The organism is Tunturiibacter gelidiferens (genome assembly GCF_013410115.1).
GTDB lineage: Bacteria > Acidobacteriota > Terriglobia > Terriglobales > Acidobacteriaceae > Edaphobacter > Edaphobacter gelidiferens.
On sequence record NZ_JACCCV010000002.1, the window covers coordinates 1,871,814 to 1,892,474 of the forward strand.

A 20,661-nucleotide genomic window follows, 5' to 3' on the forward strand; every position below is an offset into this window, starting at 1 on the left:
ATCGAACTGCAGTTTGGGATCGAAGACCGGATGAGGTGTTGGATGGAAGAGCGGGACTTTTTTGATGAGCGGGCAGAGCAGCGGACCCATGTGATGACGTGTCCCCACTGCGGACAGCAGGGGGAGTACCAGATCGAGTGGGTGGTGCGAAGGAAGAAAGCGCAGCTTCCGAGAGGTGCCGATGATCGCGACCGGGCGCGTTTTGCGAAAGCTCAGAGCTACATGGTCCGCCGCGATGACCCGATGGGCTGCAAGAACGTCCGGTGCCGCAAGCGGTTCGACGTCGTGGGGATTCAGTCGGTGGCTTTCATTTAGCCGATCACTGCGGCTCCTGAGTACTGATCTGGGCTACCGGCAAAGACTTTTTTCGTGGGCTGGGATGATCCGCGCAGGCTGTGATTTAATACAAACTTAGACTCACGCTCCAGGAGCCCTGCTTGGCTCGAGCTGGAATTTGAACAGGAAAGACCCGGGAGACCAAGAACGCGATGGCGAATACACTGCTTCCAATCGAAGAACGCAATTTGACGCCGGATGACGTAGAACGGCTGGATAAACGCCGCCGTCGTGGCCAGCTTTTTCTAGTGCTCTGCTTGCAGAGCCTGATTGTGGCTACCCTGCTGACCTTGTGGAGCGGACAAGACCTGACCTTGTCGCCGGGTTGGGCGCATCCCGTCGTTTACTGGAATGCGATCACCTTCGCCGCTGCGCTGGTCTTCGGCATTGTGGGAGTTCGCTTGAAACGTGGCAGCAACGAGTTTCTCAGCTACTAAAACGTCAAAGTGCACAACTCTCGTGTTTTCTGCGTGATTTAAGAGTTAAGCATCACAAATGCTGTTGTAACGACCGAGATGCTGATATTCTGCGCGTTAGAATTGGCCAACGCGGGACACCAGCTGCGATTGCCTTTTCTATTCAGATGTGTCCCCGGTTGCAGAGCTGTGCAGCGGCAGAAGCCGCATTCCGGGAAGATCCACACGTGCTACGACAAAAACATGAATTACAAAACTAGTGCGCTGTTGCGCGTGGCTCAAGCGCAATCGTCTGGGTCAACAAATGATACTGGTGAGTTTCCGATGATACTGATTCGCTTTCTGACCCATTGCATCTAAAGTTTGTAGCGAAATGAAGTAGTTGGCATCCAGGTACGTCTCTTGATGATTGGCGATGGAAATACCGCGATTCTGGAGTTGGAGGAGCAGGCTTTTCAGGCTCCGGGTAGGCTGCGAGATAAGTTTGCCAGGTCTATTACAGACTTGCGCGTCTCGGTAACTGATCGCTGCAACTACAAGTGCGTCTACTGCCGCACGGGCAACGAAGGAGCCCAGTTCACCGAACTCTCGATTGAAGATTACCTGAGAATGGTTCGTGTCTTCGTCTCACTTGGAGTGGAAAAGGTAAGGCTGACCGGGGGAGAACCCCTGCTGCAGTCGGGCCTGGTGGAGATGGTTCGCCAAATGGCTGACATGCGGACGGCATTTTTCCCCGATGGGAGCTTTGCCGGCGAACTCGGCGATCCGTTGGATATCGCCCTGACGACGAACGGGCATTTGCTGGAGGGACTGGCTCAGCCTCTGAAGGATGCGGGGCTGAATCGCGTAACTGTCAGCATGGATGCTGTGGATGCAGAGACATTTAGCGCGATTACGCGGGTTCCGCGGAGCTATGAAAAGGTGTTGTCTGGGATTCGTAAGGCGCAGGCCGTGGGACTGGGACCGGTCAAGGTGAATTGCGTGCTGCTGCGCGGGTTCAACGATGGACAGATTGAACAGTTTGCGGAGTTCTCGCGGCAAGAAGGAGTCATCGTCCGATTCATCGAGTGGATGCCCCTTGAGGAAGATCGAAGCTGGAAGAGGGAGTCCGTCGTTTCGATGGACGAGATTGTGGAGCGGTTGAATGCGTTCCGTCCTCTGGTGGAATTGGCTCCGCATGCGGCTAGCGAGACGGCGAAGCGGTTCACCTTTGACGATGGCTTGGGAGAGATAGGGATTATTGCACCAGTGTCGCGCCCCTTCTGCGGGCAGTGCAGCCGAGTGAGGTTGACGTCAGACGGAAAGATTAGGACTTGTCTGTTTTCGCAGAGCGACCACGACTTATATGGCGAGATGCTGCGAGGCGGAACAGATGAGGAGCTGGCAGCGTATATCCGCAGGATCGTGATGCGGAAGGAAGCACGTCATCACATTGGTGAACCAGGTTTTGAAAAGCCATCGCGCAGTATGGTTCATATCGGCGGGTGAGTAGCGCTGTCTTTGTGCGTTTCTGTCGCGAACTTTTGTTGAATTATTGCGGGAGCTATGAGAGGCTGATATGTAATATGTGCAAAAAAATGCACATACGGTACGGGGACAGCGATTGAAGGACAGGCGGCAGTTTGAAGTGATCGAAAGTCGTCAAATGGATCACCTTCGAGTGTTCCATGACGTTGCGCGCGCGCTGACTTCGAGCCTTGAACTGGAAGAAATACTGGGAGCCATCATGAATAAGATGGCCCAGTTCTTCGGGCCTGAGCGCTGGTCGCTGCTGATGGTGGACGATAAGTCGGGCGAACTGTATTACGCGATCGCGGTGGGAGAGAATGCCGAAAGTTTGAAGGGATTGCGGGTACCGCTGGGCGAGGGAGTTGCAGGTTGGGTGGCGTCGACGGGAAATCCTCTGGTGGTGCCGGATGTGGCGCTTGATCCGCATTGGTCAGCGTTTGCCAATAAGCATCCTGACCTGAAGATCCAGTCGATCGCCTGCGTGCCGGTTCGCTCCGGGGATAAGACACTGGGCGTAATTCAACTGCTGAACAGCAAGCTGGATTTGCTGTCGGAGCACTCGATCTCGTTTCTAAGAATTCTGTGCGATTACGCTGCGATCGCGATTCAGAACGCGCGGTCTATGACTTTGATTCAGGAGCTGACCATCACGGATGACGTGACGGGACTTTTCAATGCTAGGCACCTGTACACCATGCTCGAAGAAGAGGTGGCTCGGGGGCAGGTATTTAGTCTGATGTTTGTCGATCTGGATCACTTCAAGTCGGTAAATGATACCCATGGCCATCTGATTGGAAGCCGGCTCCTGGCGGAGATTGGCGGGTTGATGAGACGCAGCCTTGGTCCGAACAATGCGGCTTTTCGCTATGGCGGGGACGAGTTTGTCGCGTTGCTGCCGGGGATGGGGAAGGCAGCGGCGAGCGGGACCACAATGGCACTGTGCGAGGATCTGCGGTCGGCGCGCTTTCTGGAGGGAGCAGGGCTTTCGCTCAGCCTCTCGGGAAGCTTTGGGCTGGCAACCTATCCTGAGGACGGAAATACGGTTCAGACGATCCTGCGAGCGGCCGATACGATGATGTATGAGGCCAAGGTGACGCGCGACAATGTTGCGGTAGCAGGCAAGGGTATGATCGGACGCGCAGAGACAGCCAGATCCGTCAGCGGCTCACGGCGGGAAGTTTCGGGAATGTTTCTCGAGCGCGACTCCATTCCCCGCAACTAGGCAATTCCTGACTAAAATTCTTTTTCTGCGGGGGCTAGCCGGGGCCGCGGTGTTCGAGCGTGACACCCCGACGGGGCTCGGGCTTTAGGACGTCGCGGTTTTCGGGGGAGACCGGGTGCACGCCGAAGTCCCAGACTCCCAGGTTGACGGCTTTGTCTGAGAGGACTTCCATGAGGGCAAATTCACCGAAGTCGAGCGGTTCCTTCGGGGTGATTTTTAGCCAGTGTCCTCCGGGTAGCAGCTCCGTGGTGGTTTCGACTACGTCTTCCTGGTGCTGCACCCCGCCGAGGAGGCCGATGCGGAAGCTGGCGATGACCCGGGCCCCCCTGCGGACGTCGGCGCGGACGATGACGTAGCGACTGTTGGGAGAGCCGCCGACGGGGTCGTTTGCGGCATGGCTGGTGGCTCCATGGGTGTCGACGGTCAGGGGCGTACCGGCTGTCGAGCCCACGCTCTCGTCTCCGATGCGGAGGTAGAGGACAGGGTCTTTGACGTGGAGCTGGATGGGCGAGGTCTCGCCTTTGAGCTCGACGATCTGGTGCGAGGCTGAGAGGGGGTTGACGGCGGCCTTGAGGAGGTTGTGTCCCGTGTTTCGATTGAGGTCGCTGTCGGTCTGGGCGAGGGGGACCAGCTCCGGGGTGCCACGGTAGGTGTCGAGGGCAAGAGTGCTGTCCTCTTCCGGGAGGCGGAGATCCTTGGCAACCTCTGGAGTGAGGGCGGCGCGGTCGGCTTCTTCTTTGAGGAGTTCGGGGTCGATGGCGGGTGGCTGGGGGTTGTCGGCGGTTGCGGTGGGCTGAGAGTGCTGGCGGTCCCAGCGCTTGGTGGCATCGAGGTCTACGAGGTTGAGAGGGATCTCCTCTTCGGCTCCGCCGCGCTCGGCGCTGACGTAGTGGACCACGCTGCCGACGATGCGGTAGCTCATGATGATCTGGTAGCTGCCATCCTTGAGGATGAGGCGGGTGCGATGTGGCGCCGAGTTATCTGGCTCGAGCGCGGTGGTGTGTTGCTGCAAAGCGTGGAGAGATTGTGGCGCGCTGATGGTGGCGGCGAGGAGAATTGCGGCGAATTTTGTGGTGCGGCGTGGATGATCCATCTAGTGATTCCACAGTTTAGACGCAGGCTCGAGTTTGTCGGAGTGGGGCCATCCCCCTCCCCCCGGGGGGTGGGGGTATCTTGCGGCGAAGTCTATTATTTTGTTTAACTTGCGGGAGGGTAGTGGCTGTAAAATATTCCATCCAAAGGACTTACTCGCAAAATATTCAAAATGAGAGAGTTATGGCTGCCTTACGCAAAGAAGCCTCGGCAACACCCGAGGCGGACCGTCTAGATCCATTATAGCGGGCGGGATGGGGTGTATACGCCACACGAATCGGCCCGTCTGGAGCGGGTTTTATGCAGTCAGGGGCTTGACAGGTTTTTCGGCGCTCGAGGCCGTCGATGCGACCTGACGATCTCGCGAGATTCTAGCGCAGGTGGTTTCTGGTCTGAGTGAAATTAAGTAGTGGATTAATTTCCTGTTTGCCCGTTAACCGTTCACAACACAACATCTTGGACGCTTCTCCGACGGTGCTGCTCGGAAGGCGCATCGGCGAATTGTCGCTAACTGCGGCACACGATCATCAGCATTCCTTTCCACGTCGCTGGATAGTTACTTGCTGACCGTTATGCCGCCTCGATTGTTCTGTTTTAAAACTGTCGCAATGTGACCCGACGTCGCCCCCTATACCTCAAGGCCAGCTTTGCGGAGGCCGACGATCAGGTGTTCGACCATATCCGGTTGCCACCAGATCGCTAACTCCTCGCGAGGAAATTTGGCAATGTCGGGCCTTTGAATCAGAAGAGTCTGCAGGGCCTCGTTCGCTGCCGCCTTTCGGCCGAGTTGCCCGGAGCTCGCGGCGATAGCGAGTTGAGTGCGCCAGAAGCCAGGCATATTTACCTTGTGGGCAAAATCCAGTGACGTTTTGTATTCGCCTTTGCGATATGCTTCGAAGCACGGTACAAACCAATACCAACCAGGATGGTGAGGGTTCAAGCTTCGGGCCTTTGCTGACAAGTCGCCGCCACGCTCCCAATCGCCCGCGTAAGCAATTAAAAACCCGAGGTATGCAAGCGTGAATCCATCCATCGGATTGAGAGCAACAGCCCGCGCCGTCGCAATTCGGAAGGAATCCAGCTCCTTGCGAAAGAACTCGACGGACGCCAGCGCATGATAAGCGAGATGATTTGACGGCGCTCCTTCCACCGCACGCTGCGCGGCCGCGAGAGCCCTGCCGAGGGGATCCGGAAGAAGATTGAATCTATGCGTGAACTCTTCCTTGTAGAGGAGCGACAACATCGCCCAGGCATCAGGATAGTTCGGCGCTTGTTGGACCGCGCGTTCCAGTGCCGCTCTTGCTGGACCATGTTCCTTGGCACTGACGCGCTGAAAATGTGCGAAGCTGCGAAGCACCGCTTCGTACGGGCTTAGCCTGGACGGATCCATGGTACGGAGTGCCTCACTCATGCTGCGCGTCAGAACGCCATGCGTATCTGCGATGGTCGACACAATCTGCGGAACGACGTCATCAAATAAATCATACGCAGTCTGTGAGGAAAAGGGCCGATCATACGTTTCGGCCCAGAGATGAACTCCTGAATTGCAATCGATCAACTGCGCTGCGACGCGCACTCTCGCGCCTGCGTGACGAAGGCTGCCTTCGATGACGTAGCGTGCTCCAAGCTCCCTGCCAGCCGCTCACACATCGACCGACTTGCCGGCGTATTGCAAAGTGGAGCTGACCGAAATGACGCGAAGATAGGAAAAACGAGATAGCCCGGTAACGATCTCCTCGATCAGCGCGGTGGCACGATCAGCGAGGTCAGCATCGGCGTCGCTCAGTTTCAATGGCAGCACAGCAATCCAGAAGCCATCGTCGGGCCGAGAGCGCGAAGTGTTCTTCATCCGGCTCCTGGAGTGCACACTGGCATCAGCAGATTGTGTCTTCGTCTCCAAGTCAGCGCTTCCTACAACAGCGATGAATCGGTACCCACGGCGGGATAGCGTTTCAACAAAACGCGGCCTCTCCGCGGAATCGGCCAGTGTCTCGCGGATCTTGTTGATCGCAGTGTTCAGGTTGTGGTCGACATCGACGAACGTGTCCGGCCAAAGCCGCCGTTGCAACTCCTCTCGGCTGATCACTTCGCCCGGCCGCTCCAGCAGAATGGCCAAAACGGAAAATGGCTGACCCGTCAGTTTCAGCTTTCGCCCCGACTTCCACAGCTCTCCCGTTCGAAGGTCAACTTCGAAGATTCCAAAGCGGACTCGCTGAGAGGGATGGGAGGTATCGTTCACAGTTCGCGCCCTTCCTCCTCAGTCCGGCTGTGTCGGCATCGCATCAGTCTAGTCCCCCGGACGAAGCGCGAGGAAATTACTCCGGCTAAAGCACTTAACTATTGACTTTCTTTTGACCTTCCAATGACTCGCCATGCATGGAACCGGCTCCGTGGAAAGGCTAGAGTTTCCTACAGATTGCTGGGGACGCGACTGAAGACCGACGGGTTTTCGGCGTTGCCGGCTGACTAAAGGAGAGATCAATGAGGGACTCAATGACTGGATCGAATCGTATTCGCAACATCGTAGCCATTATGGCCGCAGCGGGCATGCTATGGATGGGATCCACTCAACTTGTGCAAGCGCAAACTGAGGCAAATGTTGGGGGAGACTCTTTGCGTGACACGACTTGCTCAAAAGCCGATGTAGCAGGAGAGTGGGCATACACCGAAACGGGGACGGTCATCCCTGCAACAGGCGCGGTTCCCTTTGCCGCCGTCGCGAGATACACCCTCGACGCCAAGGGAGATCTGTCGGGAACGGCGACGAGCAGCTCGGACGGTAACCTAGCAAACGTCACGCTCAAGGGGACCGGCACAGTGAACGCTGACTGCACCGGCACACTCACCGTCGGCGTCTACGCATCGGGAACCCTGGTCCGCACCGCCACCTTCTCCATTGTCTATGTGGACAAGGCGCGAGAGGGTCGTGCGATTGTTACGTCGCTTGTACTCGCTAGTGGCGCCACCGTGCCGGCGGTGCTAACTGCTAACGCAAAAAAGCTCTTCCCTGAACTGCCGCATGAGCGATGAGGGATACAAAACTCCTCTGCGATCACCAGGAGCCTGTCGGACTCAGGCAGGCTCCTCTAGCGCGTCGGAGGTGAGCCGAGTGGTGCCTCGTTCTTCCGGGACACGAGAATGAGACCGGTCCGGACATCCGCTACCTGATTGCTATCGACATTCTGCGCATTCATGAAAGTCGGCCAGTCTTCACCGAAGCGCCCATTCCGAAACTCAATTGGCGATATCAGGAGACCTAGCACGCATTGAAGCCCGATATTGGTTGCTTCTTCTGGGTTCCGGGTGTGTAGTCGGCAATCCGGAAGTCGTCCTGCAGCTAATCGCTTGCGGTCTGCCTGGAACCGGGAGGCATAAGATTGGAGGCAGAGGTATTCCGATGCTATACAAGAAAATCAGTGTGGAAGTGATCGTCGTTGCCGATGAGGCCGAGGCCGTTGTCGCGGAGTTGAACGCCGCACTCGATGGGCTGGAAGCGAGCCACACACTCTTCGGTGGTGGGATAGAGACCGTCGCTTTCGAGCATCCGGGAAAACGAAGGAGATCGGCACTCGCACACACGATCGCCGCCGGTGAGACGGTCGCTGGTGCTCTCAAGACCGCACGTGCAGGCATGACGGTTGCCCTTCGCGCAGTTATCTGATGTAGGCCGTCCCGCCAAGCGAAGGCCCATAGAACACGTTGAGAAGCTCGGAGCGGGCGGGCCTGCCTGGAAGATCGCTCCGAGGACGGAGAGGCGCTCGGGAACGCAAAGCCTGGTCAGATGGAGCTCCGTCCGATTCGTACAAAACGTCTCGAATGGAGCTCCATACAGAGAGGATTCACTCAACTAAGCAAAGGAAGCGTCAACGCTCGTCCTGGCCCTTCGGATGCGGGATGCATGGATTGGTTCGCGGGCCACTGGTGTTCTGACCGAAGAACCAATACAGGTTGGAGGTGCCATACTGCGAATCGCGGCCAAAAGTATTGAAGTCCGGGTTTGTGAAGTTGCCGAAGACCAAGGTGCAGTTTTCTCGGTCATCGTAGCGGTCGTCGTTGCCTCCGTTCTTTGTTATCGCGTAGAAGGGATAGAATTGTGCGCCCACTGGCGGGACGACGCAGCCGACTCCGTTCGGTTTGCAGGTGCTTTCTGAGGCTGCGACGTCGGTCTCGATCTGAATGATTGGAAAGGGCTGGTCGTATTTGCCAGTATCGTCAGACGGACTGAGTGGGCCGATGCCGCCACCTTTGGCAGATTGGATTGCAACCGAAGTGGCGTTGTTGCGCGTGCCATCTGGCCAGTCGAACAAGTAGGAGCTACCGTCAAAATCGATGTCCCCTCCTGTGGCGAAGTTTAAGCAGCCAGCGACCGTGGGTCCTGGGAAGCACGGCGCGTCGTCGGAATCGTTGTCGCCATGGGCGCCGGGGGTGAAGTGACCGAGTTCCATGGAAAAATTGACATTGGCTTGCAGTGCGGCCCAGGAAGTAAAGTTGCCAAACTTCGCAGTGTCGAACTCAGGGTGGAAGCTGAAGTTTGTCCCGACGCAGGTGTTCGGATTCGTGGTCTGGTAGCCGTTGTGGGCGCTAGCTACCATGAACCCGGACTGACCCGTGGTGAGATCCTGGATCATCGTCATTACGCCTCCCAGGACATCGCCCGGTACGTCGAGGATGGTGACGCGCAGCCGGTCGCCCTGGTTCATCAGCAAGGTACGACTGTTTGGAATGTAGCTCGCGTTGGTCATAGTGTTGGGACCGGGCGGCCCGATAGGAATTCCATCGGTCTGGATGAACGCAAAGTTCGTAGTCTCAGTGCAATTGGGATTGAGATCTCCGTTATCCATCGTTTCGAGGCTGTTGATGTGCAGCGACGCACACCAGTGGGTCAGGTCACAACTGATCTGGGTGATAAAGGGGGGATTGCCGGGGGGATAGAACTGCATCTCGAGGAATGCAGACCCAGCAGAGGTGGGATTGTTCTTGTCGCTATCCGGGATGCAAGGCCCGCGCACAAAACCTGAATTAGGATCGCAGAGCGCCATGGAGAGCCAGAACGTGATGAAGTTCTCGAAAGACTGAGTAGCCGGCACGGGGCGTTCACGCGGCAACGTGAACTCCCATTGCACATTGTTACCGGAGTGAGGAACCGTGGAGATGAAACCGACACTCGGCTCGTCATGCCCGATGTAATAACCGTTGTCGTAGCCCCGTTTGCCGTATTCATCGTGAAAGTCAGTGCAAGTATCCTGTGGTCTGAGTGGTTTTTGAATTTTGCTATGGCCATTACAGTCCAGGCCGCCGATGGGCTTGAACGACTGAGCTGATGAAGCTGACGAGAAGATCAACAAGCTCAGGGCCGCATTAACGAGAAGCATTCTGCGTGCTACGGACATGGCAAACACCCCGCTCTGTGAATTTAGAAGCCGGTGGCCCAAGGTCGGTAATTGGTATAGCACCGTAGATACCGACCGTCAATTCTGCGGAACACTTAGTTAGAAATTAATTCGCGAGGCCCCGAACGATGGGCCGAGCCAAGCTGTAGCGCTGAACTCGTCTGACGTGTGATTGACGCTGAGGAGATCGCCTTCCCTAGTGGTCAGCACGGCAATTCGTCTAAAAACGGATGAAAAAAAGACAGTCTAGACAGTGTCTATGGATCAGGTTAGTAAACGGGAATTGATATTGCGAACATTCGTTGACTCTGCTAGACGACCAGTCTATTATCGATTAGCTATGGGCACTGCACCGCCCTCAACTCGCGATCATCTGCTTGCGGTGGGGCTGGAGCGGCTTCGCTCGACCGGATATACCGCGACCGGGGTGAAGGAGGTGCTCGATCTGGCGAAGGTTCCCAAGGGCTCGTTCTACCACTACTTTCCGAGCAAGGAGGAGTTTGCCGTGGAGGTGTTTCACCTTTACGCAAAGGGCGAGGCGGAGCGATCGGAGCGGGTACTTGGAGATCGCAAGGTTGCTCCGTTGAAGCGGCTGCGGCGGTACTTTGAAGAGCTGATCTCGGTGTTTGGACAACGCGGAGAGATCAGTGGATGCCTGGTGGGGAATCTCAGCCTCGAGGTTGCGGACCACAGCCCGCGGTTGCGGTCAGAACTGAAGGGGGTCTTTGCGGTCTGGCAGAAGAGCGTTGCCGATGTGCTGCGTGAGGCGGCGGAGCGGGGAGATCTGGCGAAGGCTACGGATCCGGACGCTTTGGCGGGGTTTCTGTTGAACAGCTATGAGGGGTCGTTGATACGAATGAAGGCGGAGAAGAGCGACAGGCCGCTTGAGAACTTTCTTCACTTTGCGTTTGATGTGTTGCTGAAGAAGTAGGCTGACCTGCGCTTGAGTCTGGTGAGGAAGATGCCCGGGCTGCCCACGGTAACGTTCCGCGGTAAGTGTGGGCTATGATCGAGTCGATCGCGCGCTGACTATGTTTCGGCGATAGTGACTACGATGCGAACTGGGATGCAAACTCGCTTCACCTTGTCTATTGTGGCTCTTGCCATGCTGTCGGCGGTGGACTTCGCGCAGGTAGGCCATCACGGCACCTCCGAGAAGTTGGGGACGGTGAGCTTCAGCACGTCATGCAGCAGTGCAGTGCAGCCGCAGTTCAATCGGGCGGTGGCGCTGATGCATTCGTTTCAATTTGCGAGTGCGATTGAAGCGTTCCATGGGATTCTTGGGAGCGATCCGACGTGTTCGATGGCTTACTGGGGTATTGCATTGAGCGACTGGGGCAATCCCTTCGCTACGGGCATCAAGTCGCAGGCACAACTTGATGCGGGTCTGAAGGCAGTCGAGCAGGGACGAGGATTACATCCGAAGGCTGAACGGGAGCTTGCTTATCTCGAGGCTGTTGCGCGTCTCTATACCGACACAGCGACTGTCGATCAGCGCTCTCGCAAACTGGCGTATGAGAGCGCGATGGCTGCGGTGAGCGCTGCTTACCCTGAGGACATTGAGGCGGCCATCTTCTATGCGCTGGCTGTATCCTCCGCCGCGGAACCGACTGATAAGACTTATGCCCGGCAACTGAAGGCCGGCGAGATACTGGATCGCCTGTACGTTCAGTATCCCGATCATCCTGGGCTGGCGCACTACATCATCCACACGTATGACGTTCCACCGCTGGCTGCACGGGCGGCTGGAGCGGCGCAGCACTATAGCGAGATTGCGCCTTCAACTCCTCACGCGCTGCATATGCCCTCGCATACGTTTACGCGAGTGGGAGACTGGCAGGCTTCGATTGACGCTAATGTTGCCTCTGCGGCTGCTGCACGCAACGCAGGACAGCCGGCGGACGAGTTGCATGCGAGCGATTATCTGGAGTACGCCTATCTGCAGACGGCCCAGGACAATGCATCGAGGCGTGTGGTGGAGTCGGCTGATCAGATTTTTTCGCGCTTCGATCCGAAGATGCAGATTGGTGGAGCGGGCGGGGCAACGGCGGCCTACTTTGCGAGGGCGGCGATACCTGCTCGATACGATCTGGAACGGCGGGACTGGGTGAACGCTGCAAAGCTCCAGCCGCTGCCAAGTCCGCTTCCTTACACCGAGGCCATGACCTACTTTGCCCGAGGCCTGGGGGCTGCGCATTTGAAGGACACTGCGGCGGCACGTGCTGCAATCGATGCTCTGGCGCAGTGTCGCGACCGGCTGAACACGATGAAAGAGGACTTCTGGGCGAATCAGGTGGAGATTCAGCGATTGGAAGTTGTTGCATGGCTGGCGTCTTCGCAGGGACAATCCGAGGACGCATTGGCCGGAATGCGCAGAGCTGCCGAGATGGAGGACGCGACCGAAAAGAGTGTGGTTACGCCAGGGCCACTCGCTCCGGCACGCGAGCTGCTGGCAGAGCTGCTGCTGGAGTCGAAGCGACCCGTTGAAGCGCTCGTGGAGTTTGAATCGACACTCAAGAGGGAGCCGAATCGCTTCTGGTCCCTGTATGGGGCGGCTGAGGCGGCGAAGAGCAGCGGCGATCAACAGGGGGCGAAGAGGTACTTCAACGAGCTGCTCAAGGTTGCCGAGCGTGCCGACCTACCTGGACGTCGGGAGCTGGTCGAAGCGCGCAGTGGCGTGTCCGGACAGGATTAGGAGAGTTAGGACGAGAAAGAAAGACTTTCTTTGTAGGAGAGAGTCTCTTTTTGAATCTACTAACCAACCGGTCTACTCTAAGGTAAGCGAATCAGTTTCTGGTTCACACTTTCGCAGGGACGGAGACTTTATGACTACCTCAGCTACTTCTTCTAAAGGCACTACTCTTGGCAAGGCTCTTATCACCGGCGCATCGACGGGAATCGGTGCAGTTTATGCGGATCGGCTGGCGCGCCGCGGCTATGACCTGATCCTGGTGGCTCGCAATGGCGAGAAGCTGAAGGAGTTGGCGGCTTCGCTGACTTCGGCGACTGGCCGTTCGGTTGATGTTCTCGCGGCAGACCTTACGAATAAGGCGGATTTGCGCAAAGTCGAGGAGCGGCTACGCTCGGATCAATCGATTACGACGTTGGTGAACAATGCGGGATTTGGCGGGACGACTTCGCTGGTGGACTCGGAGATCGATGAGCTGGAGAACATGATTGAGTTGAACGTGACGGCGTTGACTCGGCTGACCTATGCGGTGGTGCCAGGGTTTCTGGCGAGAGGCAAGGGCGCGATCATCAACATCTCTTCGGTTGTTGCAGTGGCTCCGGAGCTGCTGAATGGCGTGTACAGCGGGACGAAGGCTTATGTGCTGAATCTTACGCAGTCGCTGCATAAAGAGGTGGGCGGCAAGGGTATTCAGGTGCAGGCGGTGCTGCCTGGGGCTACGGCGTCGGAGTTCTGGGGCCGTGCGGGGATTGGCGGGCATGAGAATCTGCCGTCGGAGATTGTGATGAGCTCGGAGGAGATGGTGGACGCTTCTCTGGCTGCGTTTGATAGCGGCGAGCTGGTTACGATTCCGGCACTGCCTGATGTTGCGGATTGGGAGAAGTTCAATGCTGCTCGTGTGGCGCTGGGGCCGAACCTCTCGCATAAGCATGCGGCGAAGCGGTATGGAGTGCGCTCGTAAGAGCACTGTCCTGCCGGACGGGCCCGCTGCGCGCGGCGCGGTCACTTCGTGACTTGTATACCCTTGTCCGGGTGGGTTAGGGGCGCGGGGCCTCCCGTTGGTCGGCATTTTGATTCCGACCAACGGGAGGATCTATGCTCTCGCGTTGTCAAGACCGGTAGACGCGTCACGAAGTGACCGCCTCCCGCGTAGCGAGCCCGTCCGGCAGGACTCAGGCTTTGGCAGCGAGAGCGATGCACTCTTCCAGGATGTCGAGGGCGACCTCAGCCTCCTGCTCGTTGACGATGAGCGGGGGGCAGAGGCGGATGGTAGTCTCGCCGCAGCCGAGGATCAAGAGGCCGCGCTCGAAGGCTAGATCGACGACCTTGTCGCGCATGGGGCCTACCGGGGTGCGGGACTGCTTGTCTTTGACAAGTTCGACGCCGATCATAAGGCCGCGGCCGCGGACGTCGCCTACGGTCGGATGCTTGGGGACCCAGGTACGGAGGCGGTCGAGCATCTTTTCGCCTACGGTGGCGGCATTTTGGAGACCTTCGCGCTCGAGGATGTCCATGGTGGCGAGGGCAGCTGCGATGCAGATGGGGTTGCCGCCGAAGGTGCTGGCGTGCGAGCCGGGAACCCAGTCCATGACGTCGGCCTTGGACATGCAGATGCCCAACGGCATTCCGCTGGCGATGCCTTTGGCGATGCAGACGATGTCGGGCTGGACGCCGGAGTGTTCGATGGCCCACCACTTCCCTGTTCGTGCGGCGCCGGACTGGACCTCATCGGCGATGAGGAGAATGCCATGACGGTCGCAGATGCGGCGAATCTCCTGGAGGAAGTTGGTGGGAGCTACGACGTAGCCGCCTTCACCCTGGATGGGCTCGAGGATGATGGCGGCGACCTCTTCGGGTGGGAGGATGGTCTTGAAGAGGCGGTCTTCGATGTAGCGGGCGCAGTCGAGGGCGAACGCTTCCTGCTCCTCTGGCGTGCCGTTGGGACAGCCGCGATAGGCGTAGGGGTAGCGGATGTGGTGGACGCCGGGGACGAAGGGGGCGAAGCGACGCTTCTGCTGGGGCTTGGAGCCGGTGAGCGAGAGCGCGCCCATGGTGCGGCCGTGGAAGGCTCCGAAGAAGCTGATGATGTTCTGACGGCCGGTGTGGTAGCGGGCGAGCTTCATCGCGCACTCCACGGCTTCGGCGCCTGAGTTGCCGTAGTAGAACTTGTGCGGGCCGGGCATGGGCGCGATAGCGGAGAGGCGCTCGGCGAAGGTGGTCATGTTTTCGTAGTAGAAGTCGGTGCCGGACATGTGGATGAGTTCGGCGGCCTGATCCTGAATTGCCTTGACTACTTCGGGGTGGCAATGGCCGGTGGAGTTGACAGCGATGCCGGCAGCGAAGTCGATGAACTCATTGCCGTCGACGTCGGTGACTCGGATGCCCCGGCCTGATTTTGCAACCATTGGATAGCTGCGGGTGTAGCTGGGGGAGATGAGGCGGTCGTCGTCGGCGACGATCTTTTTGGCGTTGGGGCCAGGGAGGGCGGTCTTGAGCCTGGGGCCGAACTCGGCGTAGTGCTTCGAGCGGATGGCTTCGCCGGCGGCGGGGGTGACGCCTTGTGCGGAGTTTTGCTTCAGGTCTTCGAGGGTCTTTTCGGTCAGGGTGGTCATGCGAATCTCCTTGGGGGCAGCGGTGCGTTTGGTCTTTCCGTCCGTGCTGGTGTCCGTCCGGATGAGGGACGGTGGCGCTCTGTGGTTGCAGAGAGAACGGTTTGCGCTGGTGGCGAGGACTTCGCCGGCTGGAGGGTTTTTTGCGCTTAGTCGCCGGCGAAGAGACTAGGTCGCGTGAGGCTGGGCAGGACGCGGAGATGGCGACGCGGCATCTGGTGGCGCCTGGAGCGGCACTGGAAAGCTGCGCTGCGATTGGTCCGGGCTGTGTCGAACAGCGATTTCATTGGGGAGTCTGCCTTTGGCGGTGAGTATACCTTATCGTGGTGACACTCGAACACCGGTGTCCTGCCGGACGGGCTCCCTACGCGGGAGGCGGGCGTTCGCACGCCTTTTTAGAGCTTCGCGTGGTCCTCCCGTTGGTCGGAGGGAAGATGATGATGCCGACCAGCGGGAGACCCTATGCTGCTGGCGCTGCCAAGACCGGTATACCCGTCACGAAGTAACCGCGCTCCGCGCAGGAGGCTCGTCCGGCAGGACAAAAACTCTCCTTGACAGCTTAGGGAAGTGGGTCTAGCCTCCTAATCATCTTAGGGGGACACTTGACCACCCAGGCCCAACTTCTTCCCGGCACACTTGATTTGCTGATTCTTCGCGCGGTCTCGCTTGGGCCGTTGCATGGCTATGGCGTGCTTCTGCGCATTGAGCAGATCTCGGGCGGCGCGCTACTGATTGAGCAAGGCGCTTTGTATCCGGGGTTGTTTCGTCTGCTGCGGCAGGGTCTGCTGAAGGCGGACTGGGGAACTTCCGAGAACAATCGCAGGGCCAAGTTTTACGAGTTGACTGCAGTGGGTCGTAAGCGCCTGCAGGAAGAGACGGACAGCTGGAACCGTCTGGCTACCGCGATCGCCAGCGCACTTGCTACGCAACCGGAGGAAATATGAGACCCTTCGCCTCTCTACGCTCCTTTGTTTCGACGCTGTTTCATCGTGCTGAGATTGATCGTGAGATCGACGAGGAGCTTCGCTCGCACATTCAGCATCGTGCCGATGATCTTGAGCGTGGTGGTCTTCCGCGCGCGGAGGCAGAGAGTCGTGCGCGCATCGAGTTTGGTGGGTATCAACGATTGAAGGAAGAGAGCCGCGAGGCGCTTGGCGGCCAATTCGGCGCAGGGCTGCTTCAGGATATTCGTTTCGCGCTGCGCAGGATGGCCAAGAAACCAGGTTTTGCGGTTGTTGCGATCCTGACGCTGGCGTTTGCGATCGGGGCGAATGCGGTTGTGTTTGCGGTCTTGAACGCGTTCATCCTGCGGCCGCTGAATGTGCCCCAGTCGGAGAGCCTCTACGGGCTGTGGCGCCTGTCCAGCAACGACATGGCCGAGTCCTATCCGGACTATCTCGATCTGCGGGACCGCAACCACAGCTTTGAGAGTCTGGCAGCTTACAACGTCATGCAGGCGGCGCTGGATACGGGCAACGATCCCTCACGCGCCTGGGTCGATGAGGCCACCGGAAATTACTTCGATGCTCTTGGACTTAAACCGTACCTGGGCCGGTTCTTTCATGGCTCCGATGAGCACGGACCGAACAGCGCACCCTACATTGTGCTGACCTATGACTTCTGGCACAGCCACTTTCAGGGCGATCCCGGCGTCATCGGTCGCGTCGTCCGGCTGAACAAATTTCCCTACACCATCATCGGGGTGGGGCCGCCTGAGTTTCATGGCACCCTGATGTTCTTCAATCCGGATTTTTTTGTGCCGATTGTGAATCACGCGCAGTTCGATGAGAACGACCTAAACAACCGGGGCGATCGCTGGGTCTTTATGACGTTGGGACACCTGAAGGCGGGAGTAACTCCGGCACAGGCGATTGCGGATCTGAACTCGGTGGGAGCTTCTCTTGAGAAGGCTTATCCCAAAGACGATCCCAAGATGAGTTTTAAACTAGCGCGTCCGGGTCTTTATGGGGATTACATTGGCCGGCCGGTGCGGACGTTTATGACGGCACTGATGTTGTTGGCGGGATTGATCCTGCTGGCTGCGTGTGCCAACCTCGGCAGCCTGTTTGCCGCGCGCGCTGCTGATCGATCGCGTGAGATCGCTCTGCGGCTTGCGCTTGGGTCGAGCCGCAAACGGATTCTGCGTGGGCTCTTTGCAGAGGCTGTACTGATTTCGCTGGTGGGCGGGGCAGTTGGACTTGCAGGCAGCGTGGTGTTGTTGAGGGCGTTGAGCGTGTGGCAGCCAATCTCCCGGTGGCCGCTTCATATGTCCGTAAATCCGGATGTAAAGGTGTACGCGGTTGCTTTGTTTCTGGCGTTGGCCAGTGGATTACTGTTCGGCGCAGTGCCGGTGGGGCAGGTTCTTCGCACCGATCCGTATGAGGCGGTGAAGGGTGGCAGCGTCGAGACGAAGCGCGGCAGGTTTGGCTTGCGGATGAGTTTCCGCGATCTGCTGCTTGTGGTGCAGATTGCAATCTGTGCCGTTCTTGTCACTTCTTCGATCGTCGCCGTGCGCGGATTGGCGCATTCGCTGCACAACAACTTCGGCTTCGAGCTGCAGAACACGATGCTGGTTGAGACAGACTTAAATATGGCGGGCTACCGGGGCGACAAAGTGCCGCCCATGCAAAAACGCATGATTGATGCGTTGGCGGCGATTCCTGGCGTTGAGTCCGTGGGCCTGGCCGATCAGGTGCCGTTGGGGGATGCGCAACCGGACTCGAATGTCTTCGCCGACAGTACGACGGATCTTCGGCCTGCGAATGCTGCGTCAGATGCGCTGATGTTCAAGGTCTCGCCTGAATACTTTCAGGCGGCAGGTACAGCGCTGGTGTCGGGAAGAGCCTTCACCTGGCAGGAGAACAGAGACAAACCGCGCGTCGCCGTAGTGAATCGACAGTTCGCGCGGAAGATCTTTGGCTCCGAAGCGAAAGCTATGGGCGCGTACTTCAAGATGCCGGATGGAGCGCGCATTCAGGTTGTGGGGATGGCGGAGGATGGAAAATATGCAAGCCTCACGGAAGATCCGCAGCCGGTGATGTTTCTTCCCATTCTGCAATCGCCATCCAACTCGGCGTATCTCGTGGTGAGGTCGAGCCGCGATCCGGAGCAGCTGGCACAGGCTATCAGAGACACGTTGCGGAATATGGATGCCGGACTGCCGGTTTATATCCAGACGCGCTATAAAGCTCTGGACGCGTTTCTATTTGGACCACGGATGGCGACGATTTCGCTCGGCGTGCTGGGGGTGATGGGCGCGATGCTGTCAGTAGTTGGGATCTTCGGCATGGCTTCGTATTCTGTGAGCAAGCGGCTGCGGGAGTTTGGGATTCGCATTGCCTTAGGCGCGCAAAAGAAAGAGCTGTTGCATGCGGCACTGGGGCGTACGTTCCGGCTGCTGGCGTTCGGCTCGGCTGTGGGACTGTTATTGGGACTGGCGGCGGGTAAGGTGATTGCTTTTATCGTGTCTCAGGCTACGCCGTGGGATCCGATCGTGTTGGGCGGAGTCTTGTTGACGATGCTCTTCCTTGGTCTGCTGGCTGGATGCGTTCCGGCCAGGCGTGCGCTGGGGACCGATCCTTTGATCCTGTTGCGGGAGGAATAAAGTCTGGGCTTCGTCTTGTTGAAGACTAGCGGATGACGCTGCCGGGGACCATGGGCTGAGGGGTGTCGTTGTCGAACTGCAGGCTGAAGGCGAACAGGAGATGGTAGAGATCACTGTGCAGGGTGGTGTAGTCGAAGCAGAGGACGTGGCGCGTGGGGTCGGCTGGGTCGGACTTCTTCTTCGCCTTGACGGGAATATTGCCGAGGAAGCAGGCCTTGGCGGCGTAGGTGGTCTGGGGGATCTTGCCGGCGGCGGCTGGCATGGGGACCGAGGCCAGGACGATGGCTGCGGGATGGCCGTCGATGGTGTAGCGGGTGGCTTCCTGAGTGACGGTGGGTTCGCCGTACTGCTTGAGCTGGCGGATGATCTGTTCGCGGATAAAGGGGCCGAGCGTGGTGGCACCGCGGAGGACGTTGGGGCAGGTGTTGTCGATGGTGGAGAGGACGAAGGATGCGGTGTCGGCTGAGGTGACCGAGTTGGCAAAGAAGGTGGAGCGGGCGCACTTGGGCGTCGCGGTGGTGGTAGAGCTGGAAGATGCTTGAGCCGGGGTCCTTTCGACGCTTGCGGGGTCGGGGACGAAACGGCCGGGATAGAAGTAGGTGATGTTCAGATCCTGGTCGTGGAAGCTTCGCGGCAGGTTGGGATTGGGCTGAGCGGAGGACTGGTCGGGAGCTTGGGAGAGTGCCGAGACACAGACAAGAAAGATGAGCAATGAGGCCGCACGACGAAGCACCATCTCCTTATCGTAGCACCGGGCGGGCTCTGAATACAGGCTCGGGGACCCGAGGCAAAGGCGCGATACCATTGAAGAATGCCCGTCAACTCGGCAACTTCAGCGCCCAACCGAACGAAGATTCTGCTGTGTTTCGCGTGCGTCTATCTCTTCTGGGGATCGACGTACCTGGCGATGCGGTATGGGGTGGAGGTGCTGCCGCCGTTTGTGCTGGGGAGCGTGCGGTTTCTGATGGCTGGTGTGCTGATGCTGGTGGCGTCGGCTGTGGTGAAGGGGAAGATGTGGCCGAACCGGCAGGAGTTGGTGCGGCTGGTGGTGATTGGGGTACTGATGCTGGGGTGCGGGAACACGTCAGTGATCTGGGCGGAGCAGTATCTTCCGACGGGGCTGGCGGCGCTGCTGGTGGCGGTGGTGCCCTTGTATGCGGCGCTGATTGAGATTGTGCTGCCCAGAGGGGAAGGGCTGCGTGTGAAGGGATGGGTCGGCGTTTGCATCGGGTTTGTCGGACTCGTATTTCTGCTGTGGCCTGGGTTGCGGGAGGGACTGCGTGGCGACTCGCGGCAGATCGTAGCGGCTGGAGTGACGCTGGGCGGCGCGATGTGCTGGACGAGCGCGTCGGTGATCTCGCGGCGGTCTACTTTTCGGATTAGCGGATTTGCGGCGGCGGGGTGGGAGATGCTTTTTGGCGGAGTGTTCAACGTGCTGATGTTGGTGGCGACGAAGGGATACCACGGGGCGCAGTGGGGATTGCAGGCCTGGGCTTCAACGCTCTATCTGGTGGCGTTTGGATCGATTCTTACTTACAGCGCGTACGTCTATCTGCTGGATCATGTGGCAGTGTCGAAGGTGGCGACGTATGCGTATGTGAATCCGGTGATTGCCGTCGTTCTTGGGGTGATCCTTCTGCACGAGCGCTTTGTCGCGGTGGAGTACGTGGGGATGGCGGCGATTCTGGTGGCGGTGTTTCTGGTGACCAGCTCGAAGATGAAGAGCGGCGCTGCGTCGGTGGTGAATGATGATATTGCCGCTGGGCAAGAGGCTTAGTTTCGCTGGCTTGGGTC

18 protein-coding genes are annotated in these 20,661 nt (G+C 58.4%); 12 read left to right on the forward strand and 6 right to left on the reverse strand.

The features are described 5' to 3' along the window. Positions 1–42 precede the first annotated feature (42 nt). From HDF12_RS19895 to HDF12_RS19910, 4 genes are all read left to right on the forward strand, one after another. On the forward strand, positions 43–315 hold the full coding sequence (locus tag HDF12_RS19895) for a hypothetical protein (RefSeq protein ID WP_179586243.1): 273 nt from the start codon (positions 43–45) through the stop codon (positions 313–315). 173 nt (positions 316–488) lie between these two features. Next, positions 489–773, forward strand: a complete 285-nt coding sequence (locus HDF12_RS19900) for a hypothetical protein (protein WP_179586245.1) — start codon at positions 489–491, stop codon at positions 771–773. Between the two features lie 384 nt (positions 774–1,157). Next, entirely contained in the window at positions 1,158–2,240 is a 1,083-nt protein-coding gene (moaA, locus tag HDF12_RS19905; protein WP_179586247.1) for a GTP 3',8-cyclase MoaA, read from the forward strand. A 157-nt stretch (positions 2,241–2,397) separates the two neighbouring features. Further along, entirely contained in the window at positions 2,398–3,483 is a 1,086-nt protein-coding gene (locus HDF12_RS19910) for a GGDEF domain-containing protein (RefSeq protein ID WP_179586249.1), read from the forward strand. A gap of 34 nt (positions 3,484–3,517) precedes the next feature. Here HDF12_RS19910 and HDF12_RS19915 read toward each other — a convergent pair whose 3' ends face one another. From HDF12_RS19915 to HDF12_RS22550, 3 genes are all read right to left on the reverse strand, one after another. Further along, the gene (locus HDF12_RS19915; RefSeq protein ID WP_179586251.1) at positions 3,518–4,576 is read right to left on the reverse strand and encodes a hypothetical protein; all 1,059 of its coding nucleotides are present in this window, start codon (positions 4,574–4,576) and stop codon (positions 3,518–3,520) included. Between the two features lie 627 nt (positions 4,577–5,203). Beyond that, complete coding sequence (locus HDF12_RS19920) at positions 5,204–6,151, reverse strand: hypothetical protein (RefSeq protein WP_179586253.1); 948 nt, start codon at positions 6,149–6,151, stop codon at positions 5,204–5,206. A gap of 66 nt (positions 6,152–6,217) precedes the next feature. After that, a complete protein-coding gene (locus tag HDF12_RS22550) occupies positions 6,218–6,814 on the reverse strand; it encodes a winged helix-turn-helix domain-containing protein (protein WP_373563972.1) in 597 nt (198 codons plus the stop codon). 254 nt (positions 6,815–7,068) lie between these two features. On the opposite strand from HDF12_RS22550, the gene HDF12_RS19930 reads away from it, so the two are divergent. Continuing rightward, complete coding sequence (locus tag HDF12_RS19930) at positions 7,069–7,605, forward strand: hypothetical protein (protein ID WP_179586255.1); 537 nt, start codon at positions 7,069–7,071, stop codon at positions 7,603–7,605. A gap of 367 nt (positions 7,606–7,972) precedes the next feature. Beyond that, positions 7,973–8,236 carry a hypothetical protein gene (locus HDF12_RS22065; protein WP_218892510.1) on the forward strand — a complete coding sequence of 88 codons (264 nt, stop codon included), beginning with the start codon at positions 7,973–7,975 and terminating at the stop codon, positions 8,234–8,236. A gap of 202 nt (positions 8,237–8,438) precedes the next feature. Here the strand turns inward: HDF12_RS22065 and HDF12_RS19940 are convergent, their stop codons facing one another. Continuing rightward, positions 8,439–9,947, reverse strand: a complete 1,509-nt coding sequence (locus HDF12_RS19940; protein WP_179586259.1) for a hypothetical protein — start codon at positions 9,945–9,947, stop codon at positions 8,439–8,441. Between the two features lie 358 nt (positions 9,948–10,305). Here HDF12_RS19940 and HDF12_RS19945 point away from each other — a divergent pair, with 358 nt between their 5' ends. From HDF12_RS19945 to HDF12_RS19955, 3 genes are all read left to right on the forward strand, one after another. Continuing rightward, positions 10,306–10,896, forward strand: a complete 591-nt coding sequence (locus HDF12_RS19945; protein ID WP_179586261.1) for a TetR/AcrR family transcriptional regulator — start codon at positions 10,306–10,308, stop codon at positions 10,894–10,896. A gap of 135 nt (positions 10,897–11,031) precedes the next feature. Then, positions 11,032–12,660 (forward strand): hypothetical protein, encoded by a 1,629-nt coding sequence (locus tag HDF12_RS19950; RefSeq protein ID WP_179586263.1) that lies wholly within the window; start codon positions 11,032–11,034, stop codon positions 12,658–12,660. 130 nt (positions 12,661–12,790) lie between these two features. Continuing rightward, positions 12,791–13,615 (forward strand): SDR family NAD(P)-dependent oxidoreductase, encoded by an 825-nt coding sequence (locus HDF12_RS19955; RefSeq protein ID WP_179586265.1) that lies wholly within the window; start codon positions 12,791–12,793, stop codon positions 13,613–13,615. 211 nt (positions 13,616–13,826) lie between these two features. Here the strand turns inward: HDF12_RS19955 and HDF12_RS19960 are convergent, their stop codons facing one another. Next, positions 13,827–15,266 carry an acetyl ornithine aminotransferase family protein gene (locus HDF12_RS19960; protein ID WP_179586267.1) on the reverse strand — a complete coding sequence of 480 codons (1,440 nt, stop codon included), beginning with the start codon at positions 15,264–15,266 and terminating at the stop codon, positions 13,827–13,829. Between the two features lie 599 nt (positions 15,267–15,865). Here HDF12_RS19960 and HDF12_RS19965 point away from each other — a divergent pair. Both HDF12_RS19965 and HDF12_RS19970 read left to right on the forward strand, forming a co-directional pair. Next, complete coding sequence (locus HDF12_RS19965) at positions 15,866–16,207, forward strand: PadR family transcriptional regulator (RefSeq protein WP_179586269.1); 342 nt, start codon at positions 15,866–15,868, stop codon at positions 16,205–16,207. After that, positions 16,204–18,867 (forward strand): ABC transporter permease, encoded by a 2,664-nt coding sequence (locus HDF12_RS19970; protein ID WP_179586271.1) that lies wholly within the window; start codon positions 16,204–16,206, stop codon positions 18,865–18,867. Before HDF12_RS19965 ends, HDF12_RS19970 begins: the two co-directional genes overlap by 4 nt. 25 nt (positions 18,868–18,892) lie before the next feature. Here the strand turns inward: HDF12_RS19970 and HDF12_RS19975 are convergent, their stop codons facing one another. Then, complete coding sequence (locus HDF12_RS19975; protein ID WP_179586273.1) at positions 18,893–19,603, reverse strand: hypothetical protein; 711 nt, start codon at positions 19,601–19,603, stop codon at positions 18,893–18,895. Positions 19,604–19,678: 75 nt separating this feature from the next. On the opposite strand from HDF12_RS19975, the gene HDF12_RS19980 reads away from it, so the two are divergent. Beyond that, the gene (locus HDF12_RS19980; protein WP_179586275.1) at positions 19,679–20,644 is read left to right on the forward strand and encodes an EamA family transporter; all 966 of its coding nucleotides are present in this window, start codon (positions 19,679–19,681) and stop codon (positions 20,642–20,644) included. The last annotated feature ends 17 nt before the right edge of the window (positions 20,645–20,661 follow it).